The organism is Streptomyces bambusae (assembly GCF_020532645.1).
Classification (GTDB): domain Bacteria; phylum Actinomycetota; class Actinomycetes; order Streptomycetales; family Streptomycetaceae; genus Streptomyces; species Streptomyces bambusae.
Map to the genome: position 1 here is coordinate 158,373 of NZ_JAJAUZ010000006.1, position 15,060 is coordinate 173,432.

8 protein-coding genes are annotated in these 15,060 nt (G+C 70.2%); 5 read left to right on the plus strand and 3 right to left on the minus strand.

The window, feature by feature from the left end; all coding sequences use genetic code 11:
- The first annotated feature begins 269 nt into the window (after positions 1 to 269).
- Both LG634_RS06680 and LG634_RS06685 read left to right on the plus strand, forming a co-directional pair.
- Positions 270 to 533: a hypothetical protein gene (locus LG634_RS06680; protein ID WP_226732696.1), complete on the plus strand. Its 264-nt coding sequence runs from the start codon at positions 270 to 272 to the stop codon at positions 531 to 533.
- Between the two features lie 240 nt (positions 534 to 773).
- Positions 774 to 3,458 (plus strand): beta propeller lectin, encoded by a 2,685-nt coding sequence (locus tag LG634_RS06685; RefSeq protein ID WP_226732697.1) that lies wholly within the window; start codon positions 774 to 776, stop codon positions 3,456 to 3,458.
- A 30-nt stretch (positions 3,459 to 3,488) separates the two neighbouring features.
- Here the strand turns inward: LG634_RS06685 and LG634_RS06690 are convergent, their stop codons facing one another.
- The 3 genes from LG634_RS06690 to LG634_RS06700 form a co-directional block, all read right to left on the minus strand.
- Positions 3,489 to 5,027, minus strand: coding sequence for an FG-GAP-like repeat-containing protein (locus tag LG634_RS06690; RefSeq protein ID WP_226732698.1), 1,539 nt, complete (start codon positions 5,025 to 5,027; stop codon positions 3,489 to 3,491).
- 62 nt (positions 5,028 to 5,089) lie between these two features.
- On the minus strand, positions 5,090 to 6,727 hold the full coding sequence (locus tag LG634_RS06695) for a GDSL-type esterase/lipase family protein (RefSeq protein WP_226732699.1): 1,638 nt from the start codon (positions 6,725 to 6,727) through the stop codon (positions 5,090 to 5,092).
- A 96-nt stretch (positions 6,728 to 6,823) separates the two neighbouring features.
- The gene (locus tag LG634_RS06700; protein ID WP_226732700.1) at positions 6,824 to 8,677 is read right to left on the minus strand and encodes an FG-GAP-like repeat-containing protein; all 1,854 of its coding nucleotides are present in this window, start codon (positions 8,675 to 8,677) and stop codon (positions 6,824 to 6,826) included.
- A 642-nt stretch (positions 8,678 to 9,319) separates the two neighbouring features.
- Between LG634_RS06700 and LG634_RS37770 the strand changes: the two genes are divergently transcribed.
- From LG634_RS37770 to proC, 3 genes are all read left to right on the plus strand, one after another.
- Positions 9,320 to 13,312: a polymorphic toxin-type HINT domain-containing protein gene (locus LG634_RS37770; RefSeq protein WP_264202787.1), complete on the plus strand. Its 3,993-nt coding sequence runs from the start codon at positions 9,320 to 9,322 to the stop codon at positions 13,310 to 13,312.
- A gap of 3 nt (positions 13,313 to 13,315) precedes the next feature.
- The gene (locus tag LG634_RS06715) at positions 13,316 to 13,729 is read left to right on the plus strand and encodes a barstar family protein (RefSeq protein WP_226732701.1); all 414 of its coding nucleotides are present in this window, start codon (positions 13,316 to 13,318) and stop codon (positions 13,727 to 13,729) included.
- 465 nt (positions 13,730 to 14,194) lie between these two features.
- On the plus strand, positions 14,195 to 14,995 hold the full coding sequence (gene proC, locus LG634_RS06720; RefSeq protein ID WP_226732702.1) for a pyrroline-5-carboxylate reductase: 801 nt from the start codon (positions 14,195 to 14,197) through the stop codon (positions 14,993 to 14,995).
- The last annotated feature ends 65 nt before the right edge of the window (positions 14,996 to 15,060 follow it).

Here is a 15,060-nt window from a genome sequence, read left to right on the forward strand (position 1 = left end):
AACGACCCCCGTTCGCCCCCGTTCCCCGAACCGCTGTGACGACCGCCGGCGATCGGGGCCGGCAGCCCGGGGGAGGCCGGGTCAGGGCCTGCGATCTTGATTTCGGCCTTTGTCGAGGAAATTCCGAGAGGTGGTATGGCTGGTTCCGGCGTGGCTCGCGGTGATCTTGGGTTCTAGGTTGATCACGCCTTGTCAGAGAACGATCACGGAGGACGACAGCTATGCGTAAGAGCCTTGTCGGGCTGGCTGCGGCAGCGAGCCTGGTTTTCATGGGCAGCGCCGTTCCCACCGCTTCCGCGGGAGAGCTGGGCCCCTGCGGCACCCAGTCCACCGGGTTCCTCGTCCTGGAGAACTCGCTGAAGCCGACCCACCGGCTGTACCGGGTGATGAACTGCTACAAGGGCAGCGTGCGCGCCAAGCCCTCGGGCCTGGCCCAATGGCAGGACACCCGGTGCGAGACGATCCCGGGCTGGTCCTCCTTCAGCTGGTACCTCGACCGCGGCTCCTACCCCACCGGCGTCAAATACTGCTGACCGGGTCCGCTCGGTTGCACCACGAGGCGGGACGTGACCTCACCTCGCTCCGGCCTGCTCAGCGCGTGGCGCTACTGAGCGTCACGCGCTGAGGACGGGGCGGCGGAGGACCTGGACGCCGGGGAGGCCGCGGCCTCGGAGGCGGATCCGGCTTGCCGGGCCTACCGTGGTCGAAGGAGGAGGAGGCCGCGGCGGAGCAGCGCTTCGTCCGGGGCCGACGACGGCCAAGAGGTAAGTCCCATGGGATACGCCCTGTTCAAGAAGGCCGAGCGCTGGCCGGGAGGCCGTGTTCCGTACGAAATCGACGGACTGTCGTTCCCGACCCCCTCGGTGAACCGGTCGGCGATCGATGCCGCGCTCGCCGACTGGAACCGCGACACGATCGTCGACTTCGTGCCCCGCAACGGGGAGCCGGACTTCATCCGCATCGTGCCGGACGAGGCGAAGGTCGCGTCGCCCGTGGGCCGGAGCGGCGGCGGCCAGAAGGTGGTACTGGCCGCCTATCCGAGGATCCCGGCCGGCGCGCCGATCTCGACGATCCACCAGCACGGGGACCAGGTCGACTGCCTGTACGCGGATGACAGCGGCGCCATCCGGGTCATCTGGGTCAACGGGGAGGGGGAGTGGGACGGCCTGGTCGCCCTGACCCCGCCCAACACCGTGGCCCCCGGCGCACCACTGGCCACGGGCCGTCAGACGGATGACCAGATCGACCTGTTCTTCGTCGACAGGGACCAAGCCGTCAACGTCATGTGGGTGGTCGGCAACGGAACCTGGAACGGGCCCATCAGGCTGACGGACCCGGGAAGGAAGAGGATCCCCAGGACCGCGTCACTGGTAACGGCCCGGCAGGGCGATGAGCAGCTCGATCTGTTCTTCATCGACGCCGACGGCGCGGTGAACGTCATGTGGGTCGTGGGCACCGGACAGTGGAACGGCCCCGTCGAGCTGGCGCCCGACAGCTCGGCTTCGCCGGGTGCGTCGCTGGCCGTCGCCCAGCAGACGGAGGGGCAGCTCGACCTGTTCTACGTCGGCGCAGGCATGGACAACGGCGGGATGATCACCGTCGTGTTCGTCGCCGGCAACGGCGCCTGGAGCGCGCCCATCGGGCTCACCGGACGTGGTGCGGCGTCGATCGTCGCACCGCTGGCCACCGCCCGTCAGACGGACGACCAGATCGACCTCTTCTACGTCGGCCACGACGGCTCGGTCAACGTCATGTGGGTCGTCGGCAACGGGGCGTGGCAGGGCCCCGTCGGCATCACCGCCCCCGGGGCGGCGAAGTCGGGAGACGCGCTCGCGACCACCCGTCAGACGGATGACCAGATCGACCTGTTCTTCGTCGACGGGGCAGGCGTGGTCCACGTCATGTGGGTGGAGGGCACCGGCCCATGGCACCCACCCGTGGGCCTGACACCCCCCGGCACCGCCCTCAGCGGTGGTGCGCTCGCCACCGCCCGGCTGACCGAGAAGCAGATCGACCTCTTCTACATCGGCACGAACAACGCCCTCACCGTGATGTGGGTGGTCGACAAGGGCAACTGGAACGGTCCCGTCGCCTTCGAACCCAAGGCGGTGAGAGCCGGCAACGTCATGCACGAGCTCGGCCATGCGATCGGTCTGCATCACGAGCACGGGCGGCCCGACTCCGTCAACTTCGTGGCCATCGAAGGCGGCACGCCACCGAACTACGGCCCGGCGGCGGACTCCGCGCCCGTCGGGCCGTACGACTGCGCCTCGATCATGCACTACGGGCCGAGCGCCACCCTCCCGATACTGAGGGTCCTCCCCTCGGCCGCCTGCGCGGACGCGAAGGTCGGGCAGCGCGACGGGCTGAGCCCAGGAGACATCGCCACCGCCGACTACCTCTACGGCCGCGTGACCGTCCCCGGGGCGGCGCTGGCCACCGAGAGCCAGACCGACAGTCAGCTCGACGTCGTGTTCGCCGACCGTTTCGGGGCGATCGCCGTGACGTTCGTCGAAGGCGTCGGAGCCTGGGAAGGCCCCATCGAGCTGACCGCTGCCGGAGTCGTCGAGCCCGGCATACGGATCGCCTGCGCCCGGCAGACGACAGACCAGATCGACACCTTCTTCGTGGACCGTGACGGCGCCGTGAACGTGATGTGGGTCGTCGGCAAAGGCGCCTGGAACGGCCCCGTCGCCCTGACAGGCCCCAAGGCCGCCCCCAGGAACGCGGCGTTGGCGACGGCCCGGCAGACCGGCGACCAGATCGACTTGTTCTTCGTCGGCGAGGACGGTGCCGTCCACGTCATGTGGGTGGTCGGTACGGGGGCTTGGAACAAACCCGTCGCCCTGACGCCGCCCGGCACCGTGCGCAAGGACGCGACGCTGGCCACCGCCCGGCAGGTCGACGACGACGATCAGGTCGACGTCTTCTTCGTGGACGAGTTCGGTGCCGTCCATGTCGCCTGGGTGGTCGGTACGGGAGCCTGGAACAAGGCCGTCGCGCTCACGCCCCCGGGCACCGCTCCCGCGAACGCGGCGTTGGCGACGGCTCGGCAGACCGCCGATCAGATCGACTTGTTCTTCGTCGGCGAGGACGGTGCCGTCCACGTCATGTGGGTGGTCGGTACGGGCGGATGGAACGGGCCCCTCGCCCTCACCCCGCCCGGCACCGTGCGGAAGGACGCGGCACTGGCCACGGCCGGGCAGACCGGCGATCAGGTCGACGTCTTCTTCGTGGACGAGTTCGGTGCCGTCCATGTCGCCTGGGTGGTCGGTACGGGAGCCTGGAACAAGGCCGTCGCGCTCACGCCCCCGGGCGCGGCCCCCGCGAACGCGGCGTTGGCGACGGCCCGGCAGACCGCCGATCAGATCGACCTGTTCTTCGCCGACGAACACGGCGCCATCCAGGTCATGTGGGTGGTCGGCACCGGCAGCTGGCACGGACCGATGGGTCTGTGACAGCTGCCGTCACGCATACCGCGGGGCCGGTCAGGCGGTGCCGGAGACCGTGCCGAGGTCGGTCCAGCCGCCGTTGCCGTCCCCGCCGTTCCAGAGCCGGACGCGGGTCGAGCCGTCGGCGTCCGTCAGGACGTGGTCGCTGTGCCCGTCGCCGTCGAAGTCGGCGAACGACACCTGACGGTGATCACTCGTCACTCCGGCAGTCACCGGTCCTGCCGGGACGGACCAGCCGCCGTGGCCGTCGCCGCCCCGGTTCAGGTAGGTGTGCACCGAGCCCTCGCCCTGCACGACGGTGTAGTCGGCGTACCCGTCCCCGTCGAAGTCCGTCCACCGCACGCGGGACGGCTCCTTGGTCACTCCCGTGGCGACGGTCCCGCGGTCCTGCCAGCCGCCCCGGCCGTCGCCGCCCTTGTTGAGGAAGACGGAGACGGGGCCGTCGGGACGGACCCAGGTGTAGTCGGTGCGGCCGTCGCCGTCGAAGTCCACGAAGCGGACCTGGTCGGCGTCCCGGGTGAGGCCGGTCGCCACGTTGCCCGCAAGCGACCAGCCGCCGTGGCCGTCGCCGCCCCGGTTGAGGTAGACGGACACCGAACCCGTCTCCGAGAGCCAGATGTAGTCGGCCCGGCCGTCGCCGTCCCAGTCGGCGAAGCGCACCCGCTTGCGGTCCGCCGTCAGGCCCGTGGCGGTCTGCCCGAGGTCTTCCCAGCCGCCCCGCCCGTCGCCGCCACGGTTCAGCAGGACCCGGACCGCTCCGCTGTCGGCGACCACGATGCGGTCGGCGCGGCCGTCGCCGTCCCAGTCCGCCCAGCGCAGCCGGTCGGAGCCGCCGGACTCGGTGCCCGCCCGCCCGGAGTGGGTACGGACCGCCGTGCCGTCCGTAACGGCCTTGTCGATGCCGTCGAAGAAGGCGTCGCCCATCCGGCGGTGGCCGGCGTCGTTGGGGTGCAGGCCGTCGGCCATCTCGCCCCGGACCAGGGCGGGCGCGTCGACGTAGCGGACCTTGGCGCCGGCCTGGGACTTCGAGACGACCCAGTCCTTCACCGCCGAGTTGAAGGCCGGCACTCCGGCCGGGGCGGAGGACGGGATGAGGCCCATCACCACGACGGTGACACCGGGGCGCGCTGCGAGGATCTCATCGGTCACCGCCGCCAGCCGGGCCGGGGCGTTGGCCTTGTCGGTCCCGCGGTCCAGGTCGTTGATGCCGTGGTGGAGGAGGACGACGTCCGGCGCGGCGCCGCGCACCCATGCGGCGGCCTTGCCCCGGAAGTCGTTGATCATGGTGGCGGTGTGGGCCTCGTTGTCCGAGTCCGGTGCCGAGCCCGACTGCCGGGATCCGACGAAGTCGACGCGGAAGCGCGTGTGGGTCTGGGACTTCTGCCACAGCGGCAGCCGGTATCCGGCGTTGGAGGAGGTGAGGTACCCGTCGGTGATGGAGTCGCCCAGGGGCATGACGCGCAGCACCGGCGGTGCGGGCGTCGTGGCGGCGGCCGCGGGGGCCGCTGCCGCTGCGAAGGCGGTGCCGGCGCCGAGTACGGCGGTGGCCGCGAAGGTGGTCAGCTTGTGCAGCATGTGTGGTCGTGCCTTCTGGTCGTGCGGGCCTGCGTCCGGCCGGGCCGGATGCGCGGGTGTGTTCACGAGGTGTGGGGGACGGGGCCGAGGCGGGTCCAGCCGGCCGGGTTGGGGTCGCCGCCGTTGAAGGCGTAGACGGTGGTGCCGCCGTCGGCCTCCTGGAGGAGGTAGTCGGCGTGGGCGTCGGCGGTCAGGTCCGCGAGCTGCACGCGGGTGTGGTCGGTGGTCACCCCGGTCGCGGTCTGGCCGGCGTGGCGCCAGCCGCCGTGTCCGTCGCCGCCGCGGTTGACGTACGTCGTCACGCTGCCGTTGGAGTTGACGGTCCAGTAGTCGGCGCGGCCGTCGCCGTCGAAGTCCGCCAGGCGGACCCGGGTGCGGTCGGCGGTGGTGCCGGTGGCGACCTGGCCGATGTTCACCCAGCCGCCCGGGCCGGCGGGGTCGCCGCCGCGGTTGAGGTGGACGTTCACGGCCCCGCTGTCGGCGATGGTGGTGTAGTCGGCGCGGCCGTCGCCGTCGAAGTCTGCGAAGCGGACCTGCTGGTGGGCGCGGGTGGTGCCCCACGCGACCTTGCCGAGGTGCTGCCAGCCGTTGGGGCCGCTGACGTCGCCGCCGCGGTTCAGGTACGCCGTGACACCGCCGTCGGGGGCGATGTGGAGGTAGTCGGCGCGGCCGTCGCCGTCGAAATCGGCAAGGCGGACGCGGGTGCGGTCGGTGGTGACGCCGGTGGCGATGCGGCCGATGTCCTGCCACGTACCGGCGCCCTCCCCGCCACGGTTGAGGCGGGCCCGTACCTCGCCGGAATCGGCGATGGTCAGCTGGTCCGTACGTCCGTCGCCGTCGAAGTCGGCCCAGCGGACCCGGTCCGTACCGCCCGACTCGGTGCCGGCCCGCGCGGCGCGGACGGGCTTCACCCAGCCGTCGGCCAGCGCGGCCTGCAGGCCCTCGTGGTAGGCGGCGGCCATCTTGCGGTACCCCGCCTCGTTGGGGTGCAGGCCGTCGGGCAGCTCGGTCGCCACGTCCAGGCGCGGCGACTCGACGTACCGTACGTGCCGGCCTGAAGCGGCGCGCGTGGCCACCGCGGCGCGGAGTTCCCTGTTGAAGGTGTTCGTACGCTCGAACTGCCCGCGGGTGTCGACCAGCAGGCCCTGGACGATGACGGTCACGCCCGGCTTGTCGGCCTGGATGCGGTCGATGAGCGCGGACAGTTCGGCCGCGGCGGTGGCCGGGTCGGCGTTGTGGGAGTTGAGGTCGTTGATGCCGAGGTGGAGCAGGACGACGTCGGGTGCGGCGGCGTTCTGCCAGCGGTCGATGCCGTCGCGGATGCCCTTGACGGTGTACCCGCTGTGGCCTTCGTTGTCCGGGTCCGGCGCGCTGCCGAAGGAGCCGGACCCGACGAAATCGGGGGTGTATCCGCTCTGAGCGGTGATCCGCTCCCACAGCGGGGCGCGGTAGCCGGTCAGGCCCGCGCTGCCCTCACCGGCGGTGATGGAGTCGCCGAGCGGCATGATCCGCAGCAGCGGAGGGGCGGGCTGCGGGGCCGACGCGGCGGAGGGGGCGCCGGCCAGACCGAGCGCGGTGGTGGCCCCGACGAGCAGGGCGGTGGTCAGAGAGGTGCGGTGCTTCATCACCGGGGTGGGCCTTTCGGGTTCGTCGGCCGCCGGGTCCTGCGCGAGGAGAGCCCGGCGGGGAGGAGGCGGCATGGGACGGCCGCCCCCCGTCCCGCCGCATGGCAGAACGGGGGGCGGCCGGTCGGGCGTGCCCCGTCAGGGGCTCGGCCTGGGAGGGAACGGGACGGCTCAGGTGCCGCTGGCGACGACGCCGATGCCGTTCCAGCCGTTGCCGCCGGCCGGGTCGCCGCCGTTCCACAGCCAGACGGAGGCGCTGTTGCCGTTGCCGGCGACGACGTAGTCCGCGTGGGTGTCGGCGTTGAAGTCGACGAACTGGACCTTGGTGTGGTCGGTGGTGGTACCGGTCGCGATCTGGCCCACGACCTTCCAGCCGGTGTTCGGGACGACGTCGCCGCCGCGGTTGACGTACAGGTCGACCTTGCCGTCGGGCTTGATGAACAGGTAGTCGGCCTTGCCGTCACCGTCGTTGTCGGCGAAGCGGATGCGGGCGCGGTCGCTGGTCACGCCGGACGCGACCTTGCCGACTGCGGGCCAGCCGTTGCCGGACTGGTCGCCGCCGCGGTTGAGGTACACGGAGACCGCACCGTTGTCGGCGAAGGCCAGGTAGTCGGAGCGGCCGTCGCCGTCCCAGTCCGCGAACCGGACCTTGCTCGCGTCGTTGGTGACGCCGTGCGCGACCTTGCCGATGTGCTTCCAGCCGTTGCCGCCGGCCGGGTCGCCGCCCTGGTTGAGGTACACCTCGACGGAGCCGTCGGTGTTGATGAGGAAGTAGTCGGCCTTGCCGTCACCGTCGAAGTCCGCGAACCGAACCCGGTTGCGGTCGTTGGTCAGACCGGTGGCCACCTGGCCGATGCCCTGCCAGCCGTTGGAACCGGCCGGGTTGCCGCCGCGGTTCAGCCAGACCGAGACCGACCCGTTGTCGGCGATGTTGAAGTAGTCGGGCTTGCGGTCGCCGTCGAAGTCGGCCCAGCGGATACGGCCGTTGGCGCCGGCCTCGTTGACGGCGGCGGAACGGCGCGAGGTCAGGGAGCCGATCCAGGAGGCCAGGCCGTCGACGCGGGTGTCGTGGGAAGCGAGCTTGGGTTCGGTCTCGGCGATGCAGCCGCCCTGCCATGCGCGGCTGGTGATGCCGGCGATGAGGGTCTTGCCGTCCACGGTCTGCAGCGCAGGGGATCCTGCGTCGCCCTTGCACACGGGGGCGTCCGCCGGAGAGTGGGGCGTGAGGTCGAACCCGGTCTCCGCGACGGCGCCAACGGTGAAGTCGGCCTTGTGAGCCTGTGCGGGAGCCCAGTGCTGCAGGGTGCGACCGTAGCCGGGAACCGTAACCTTGGCGCCCGCCGCGGGAGCGGTGTCGGAGACACCGACGGGAGCAATGGTGAACACCGGCTGCGCCAGCCGGGCCATGACCAGGTCACGGTCGGTACGCGGCACCAGCTCGGTGATCTCGGTGGTGTGCCCGCCGGACGCGTTCAGGTCCTTGCGCCCGATGGTGAGGACGGTCTTCGCCTTCGGCGCCCCGGCGGCCACGTCGATGCTCTCGGCGGGCTTGTCGGCGAAGCAGCTCTTCGCCGTCATCACCCAGCGGGGGTCGACGAGCACGGCCGTGCAGGCGCGCGTCTCGCCGATCCGGAGCTTGCCCAGGTAGGCGTACGGATTCTCCCCGGCCGGCTGCTGCGGCGTCGCGCTGCCGGAACCGGTGACCCGCATCTCCAGGAGGACGGCCCGCTTGGGGTCGGTCGGATGGGCTTCGCCGAAGCCCTTGGTGGTGTCCTTGGGGACGTCGAGGTTCTGCGTGCTGCCCTCGATGGAGACGGATGCCTTGATGTCCCGGTCGTTGGTCTCGATCCGGTAGGCGCGCGGGATGTTCACCGAGAGGTAGCCGGTGTTCGCGGCAGCGAAGCAGATCCTCGACTCATCAGTGAGGAGGTTCCGCGCCCACACCGTGATCTGGTGGCTGCTGGTGCAAGGCGTCTGTGTGATGTTTCCATCACCGGCGATCAAGTCCGCGCCGGTCGCTGCCAAGGCGGCAGCGCGGTCCGGGTAGGCACCGTCCTCGACAGCGTAAGGCGCGCCGACAGGGCTGTCGCCGTCTGCCGACATGGCCGGAACGGGTGTCCCCAGGACTACGGCAGTGGCCATGACGGCTACGGGGAGCCGCTTGGGTATGCGCATGAGTGTTGTTTTCGCCTTCGGAAAACTCCCACGGCTGCCTGGTCAGGGCGGGTGGGATGACGTAAGTCGGCCCACGTCTGCGTGGGCCGGGCAAGATCGCCTGGGGAGGTCGCCGAGCAGGATAACCCGACCGCCGGGAGTGCCTTCCACCGCCCGCAGTTTCAAGCCATAAGTAAAGGGGGAGTAAAGCACTCCGGCAGGCTATTAGCCTTTGATGAAGCCGCGGGATCGCCCCGGCTGAAACAGCAGTTCCGTACCGGGTCCGACCAACCCGGGAAAGGAGCCGGCTGCCCTTAGGCCTGGGGAGGCCGAATCGTGGAGGGCAGCCGGCGCCGACGGCGTACATCAGGGGGCAATGAAGCCCGCATCCCGGTCAACGACCGGGATGCCGTTCTGTCGTGCCCGGGATCTGCGCAAGAAGATTACCGAGGGGAACATTCCGTGCTTCGCATCAGAAGCCGGCGTGCCACCGTGTGGGGGCGCGGATACGCGATGGCTGCAAAAGCCAGCCGCGGTCTGCTGCCGCTCGCCCTGGCCGCCGGACTGGTGTCGGCGACACCTGCCGTCGCCGAGGAACCAGGCACTCCACAGCTGTCCAACCGCGAACGCGCCTTGGCCAGCTGGAAAACGGGCGGCCCGGCCGTCAAGGCTGCCGCCGGCGCCGCCCTCGTCGGCGACGACGAGAAACTCCGCCTCTTCATCCAAGAGGGCCAGAAGGTCGCCGAGGACCTCGACCTCCGCGAGGCCGCACTCAAGCTCGTCACCGAAGCCGGCCCCGGCCTGAGCGAGGCCGCCCGCACGGCACTTGACGGTACGCCCGACCAGCTGGCCGCCTTCATGAAGGACGGCTGGAAGGCTCCGCTCGCCGACGACCAGCGGGTCGAAGCAGCCCGGATCACCGAAGGCGGTGGTCCCGGACTGCGCGAGGCCGGCGACAAGGCCATGAAGGGCTCCCTCGACGACATCAAGGTGTTCCTGACCGAGGGCCAGTACCGCCAGCGCGATGACGACGCGCGCGTCCGCGTCTCCCAGATCGAGACATCCGGTGGTCCCGCCACCAAGCGTGCTGCCGCGGCAGCGCTCAAGGGTTCGATCGAGGACGTCCGCGAGTTCCTCACCTATGGTCAGCACATCGCTCGGGCCCAGGACCAGGAACACGCCACCATCACGGACCTGGCGCAGCAGACCAAGGACGCGCAGGCGGCGGCTGAAAAGGCCCGCAAGAGCGCGCAGGAACAGGCCGAAAAGGCCAAGACTGCTGCCGCCCTGGCAAAGCAGGAGACGGCAAAGGCGGCCGCCGAGACCAAGGCCGCCAAGGGTGACGCCCTCCGGGCCGCGGACGCAGCCCGGAGAGCAGCCGAGTCCGCCCGCCGGGCCGCCTCGGCCGCCCGTACTGCCATCTCCGCCGCCCGCGCGGCAAATGCTGCCGCCGAGACGGCTGCCGTGGCCGCCCACAACGCCGCCACCGCCGCGCTGTACGCCTCCCAGGCCGCCAGCCGTGCGTGGGACGCAGCAGCCTCCGGCAAGGTGCACGAGAACATCGCCGCCAACGCCCAGCGCGCTGCGGACGAAGCAAGCAGGATCGCGGACTCGGCCGACGCGGTCCGGAAGACCCTCGCGCACTCCACCGACGCGCTGGACGCCGCGCTCTCGGCCATCGACGACATGAACGCGTCCGCCGACCTGGCGGGCGAGGCCGGCGACTGGGCCAAGCAGTCCGGCGTCCACTCCGGCCAGGCCGCGGCTGCCGCAGCTTCCGCTCGGCGCCACGCCGCAGAGGCCAAGCGGGCCGCTGCCGCAGCTCGTTCGCACGCCAATGCTGCAGCAGGTGCTGCCCAGGAGGCGGCCACCGCCGCCCGCTCGGCTGCCGACCACGCTCGCAGGGCCGCCACCGCAGCCCGCAACGCGGCCCAGCACGCAGGCAACGCCCAAGCCGCCGCCAACGCGGCCAAGGTCAATGCCGGCGAAGCCATGGCAGCCGCAGACAAGGCCGGCGCCGCGGTCAAGCAGGCCCAGGAGGTCCAGCAGAAGGCCCGCCAGCGTGAGGCGGAAGAAGTCGCCGCCCGCACCAACACCCAGGTCAACGAAGCCCGCGACGCCAAGGACCTCTACGACCAGGCCAAGTCCGAGGCGAAGCGCCTCTTGGATGCGCGGACCAAGCTGGAAAGCGACTTCGTCCAGCTCGCCATCCAGGCTGAACAGCCCGGTGCGAAGCCGGCAGACATCGCCGCCGCCGGCCGCAAGATGGCCCTCACGGCTCTGGAGGTCCGGGGCCCCTGGTCCCGCGCGGCTGCCGAAGCCGCTCTCGTAGGCGCCGACGCGGCCGTCATCGCCTACGCCACCGACGGCTGGAAGAAGGCCAACGAGCAGGACGAGCGTCAGCAGGTCAACCAGATCGCCCAATCCGGGGATTACGACGACGTGCGCAAGGCCGCCGTCGCCGCCCTCGCAGGCACCGCTGCCGATGTGCGTGCTTTCCTGGCCACTGGCCAGTATCAGGCCGCGGCCCCCGACCGCCGTATCGAGGTCGCCCGCATTGCCGAAGCGGGGGGACCGGGGGTGAAGGATGCGGCCTCGGTTGCACTGAAGGACGCCAACCCCAAGGCGCTCGAGCTGTTCCTGGCGACAGGTCAGCACCGGGCACGGCTGGAAGACGACCGTGTCGAGGCGGCCCGCCTCGCCGAAGGCGGCACCCCCGAACTCAAGGCCGCTGCCGAAACGGCGCTGGCCAGCCCCGACACGCTCTTGCGGACCTTCATCGAGTCCGGCCAGCACCGCGCCAAGCGACGAGACCAGCTCAACGCGGCCCACGTCGCCGAGGTGAAGGCGATCATCGCCGCCGCCAGCCAGGTCTCCGCGCTCGCCTACCAGGATGCCTACAAGGCGGCGAAGTCGGCGGCTGATGCTCAGGGCTACGCCGACGAAGCCTCCGGTCACGCGAAGAAGGCCGACGAGTACGCCGCCAAGGCGAACGGCTACGCCACCCAGGCGCGGCAGTCGGCCGACGAAGCTCGCAGGTCCTCCGACGCCGCAGCGGGATCCGCAGCCACGGCGACCAAGGCCGAGCGTCAGGCCGCCGACAGCGCTGAGCGCGCGGAGTCTTCCGCCACCGCGGCATACGCGAGCTCCCTGGCAGCCGCTGACTACGCCGAGAGTGCGTACACGGCCGCCGAGCAGGCGCGTGTCTCCGCTGCGAACGCCGGTATGAGCGCTCAGGAAGCGCAGGTCAAGCACCAGCAGACCGTTCAGCGCTACATGATCGATGAGTACAACAAGGAGGTCCAGCGACAGCAGGCCGAAGCAGCCGAAGCGAAGAAGCGCAGCCTGATCAAGATCGGTGTGGGCATCCTCACCTTCGCCGTGACAGGCCAGCTGCCGCCGGACACACCGCTCGGCGTCCGACTCGACGTCCTGCACGGCTTGCTCGACGTCATCGGACTGATCCCAGGAATCGGCGAAGTCGCCGATGGGGCCAACTGCGCCATCTACGCCATCGAAGGCACGGTCCAGTACTTCCACCCCATCGGCCGCGAAGGCGCCTGGATCGACGCCGGCCTGGCCTGCGCCTCGATGATCCCCGTGGCCGGCTGGGCGACGACACCCGCCAAATGGGCTCGCTACGCCGAGAAGTACGGCCCCGACGTCAAGAAGGCCTTCGACGACCTCTCCGACCTGGCCCGGAAGACGCCCGGCGTCTGTCCCGTACGTGGGAACAGCTTCCCGGCGGGCACCCGTGTGCTCATGGGGGACCGGTCTGCCAAGCCCATCCAGGACGTGCAGGAGGGCGACTTCGTACTCGCGACCGACCCCGTGTCCGGGCTGACCGGACCGCGGCGTGTGGTGGCGACCATCTACACCCCCGACGACCGGGACTTCACCGATGTCACCCTGGAAGGGGACAGGGCGGCGTCCGTCACCGCCACGGACCACCACCCGTTCTGGACGGAGAACACGCGGACGTGGACCGACGCGGCAGAGGTAGAGGTCGGCGACACGCTGCGTACGGCCTCTGGTGCCATGGCACGGGTCGGTTCGGTGCGGCACTGGAAGACCCTGCAGCCTGCCTACAACCTGACTGTCGACGACCTGCACACGTACTACGTGCTCGCCGGTCGGACTCCCGTTCTGGTCCACAACACCAACGGTCCGGTTCCCTGTCCGCGTGTTCCCTGGCTGTCAGGCAGGTTGCCCGCGGCTGAGGAAGCAGCGCTCAACGACACGCTGGCTCACATCGCTGCCGGCACGGTGCCCACCGGACCGACCAGCATCAAGTGGGGGACCAAGTTCAACAACCGGGCCGTTGACCTTCCCGGCGGCGTGGGTGAGCACTCCCCCTACCTGGAATACCGTGTCGCACCGCCCCCGGGCACTTCGGGTGCTGGTCCGCTGCGTGTGGTTCGCCACCAGTACACTGGTGAAACCTATTACACGTGGACCCATTACGGCGATAACAACGTCAAGCCAGCCTTCGTGCGAGTTCGGTGAGGAATGGAATTCAAAGCAGGCATCACGTTCATTGGCGCGGAAGATGTCGGTCGTGCTGTAGATGAAGCATTGCTCGCCGATCTCTGCGTGCTACCTCTCAGGACCGGAGGATCGGAAGACCGGGATGCGATCTTCGAGGCTCTTCGGAGAGATCTCCCCATGGATCCGCCATCCCATAGTTCGCGTAGCTGGGATGCGATCAGCGATTCTCTCTTCGGCGGTCTTTTCAATGTGCAGTCCGCCGGTGTCGTCATCGTCTGGGAAGACGCCGGACAGCATCAGTCGCTTCGAACGGGTCCTGCTTCTGTTGTGCTGTCCGTGCTGGCCGAGGTAGCCGACCTTCTGGGCAGCGAGGAAGTGACCAGAGCGAATTCGAAGGTTGTTTCGGTGCTGGTTCCGGCCGATACGGAGGAATAGTTCCCAAAGCATGCTGAAGTCCCCCTTTCCGGCTGTGCGGAAAGGGGGACTTCGTGCTCGAATCGAGCGCGTCGCCGAGATCCGCTTCCGTCATGTGGTCATGTGTCGGCATCGGCATGCCCGGAAGGGGTCACTTGACCTCGATCTTGACGCCGAGTTCTCCCTACCGAACTCGCCCGCCAGTCGTCCCCCTCGGCATAGTCCCTTGGCCAATCTCCCCGGGCTCGGGTGGTGGCCGACTCCCGACCCGGGGGTTCTCCGTGCCGGGCGGCACACTGTGGGTCCCTTGATCCGAAAGCCCGGGGGAATCGAAATCCGTACGCCCGGGTGGCTTGTTCGAATCCTCCCGTGAGGAGTGGTTTCCGGACGAGAAGTGGAGTACCGATTGCCCTGGTCCGTACCTCACCACCACGCTGAGCCCGGCACGTCATCGGGACCACCCACATCGAAACAGGGGGCTATGTCATGCAGGACGTCGCGGTCATCGGTGCAGGGCACATGGGGACGGCCATGATCGCGGGCATCCGGAAGCAGCTGCCGGACGTACGGATCGAAGTCGCGGAGCAGTCGGCGGAGCGGGTCCGGCTCCTGCGTGACCAGTTCGGCATCGAGGCCCGCGGCGCGTACACGCCCCGCCCCGGCACCGTGGTCCTGCTCGCCATCCCGCCCCAGGCGTTCGAGGAATTCGCCGCCCGGGCGGTTCCGGGCTCCTACCGGGACTGCCTCGTCATCTCGGTGATGGGCGGGGTGACCGTCGCCGCGATCACCAAGCTCCTCGACACGCAGCGCGTCGTCCGGTCGATACCCAACACCCCGTCCGAGGTGGGGCAGGGCATGACCGTCTTCTGTGCCGACCCGTCGATCGGCGAGGCCGACGTGGAGACCGCCAGGCGCGTGCTCTCGGTGATCGGCGGTACCGTCCGCGTCGAGGACGAGACCTTGCTGGACGACGCCTCCGCGCTGTGCGGCGGCGGGCCCGCCTTCGTCGCGCACATCGCGGGCGCCTTCGCCGACTTCGCCCTGGCGGCGGGCTTCGACGCGTCCCAGGCCCGCGCCGTCACCTGCCAGGTGCTGCGCGGCACGGCCGATCTCCTGGAGCTCACCCGGCGCGACCCGGAAGAGGTGGCACGCCAGGTCATGACCCCGGGAGGGACCACGGAGCGCGGCATGTCCGTCCTCCGGCAGCGGAATCTGCACGACGTGATCGTCGAGGCGCTGGACAGCGCCGCCGCCCGTTCGCGTGAACTCGGCGCGATCGGCCAGTGAGACCCGTCCGGCACGCGGGAGTGCAGGCGGAGCCGGGCAGTGATGTCCGGCAGGGGCAGCCGGCC

Excerpts from the sequence above, each read along its gene's own strand:
- LG634_RS06685 (WP_226732697.1), top strand. The coding sequence starts at position 774 with ATGGGATACGCCCTGTTCAAGAAGGCCGAGCGCTGGCCGGGAGGCCGT.
- LG634_RS37770 (WP_264202787.1), top strand. The coding sequence starts at position 9,320 with ATGGCTGCAAAAGCCAGCCGCGGTCTGCTGCCGCTCGCCCTGGCCGCC.
- LG634_RS06680 (WP_226732696.1), top strand. The coding sequence starts at position 270 with ATGGGCAGCGCCGTTCCCACCGCTTCCGCGGGAGAGCTGGGCCCCTGC.
- LG634_RS06695 (WP_226732699.1), bottom strand. The coding sequence starts at position 6,727 with ATGCCGCCTCCTCCCCGCCGGGCTCTCCTCGCGCAGGACCCGGCGGCC.
- proC (WP_226732702.1), top strand. The coding sequence starts at position 14,195 with ATGCAGGACGTCGCGGTCATCGGTGCAGGGCACATGGGGACGGCCATG.
- LG634_RS06715 (WP_226732701.1), top strand. The coding sequence starts at position 13,316 with ATGGAATTCAAAGCAGGCATCACGTTCATTGGCGCGGAAGATGTCGGT.
- LG634_RS06690 (WP_226732698.1), bottom strand. The coding sequence starts at position 5,027 with ATGCTGCACAAGCTGACCACCTTCGCGGCCACCGCCGTACTCGGCGCC.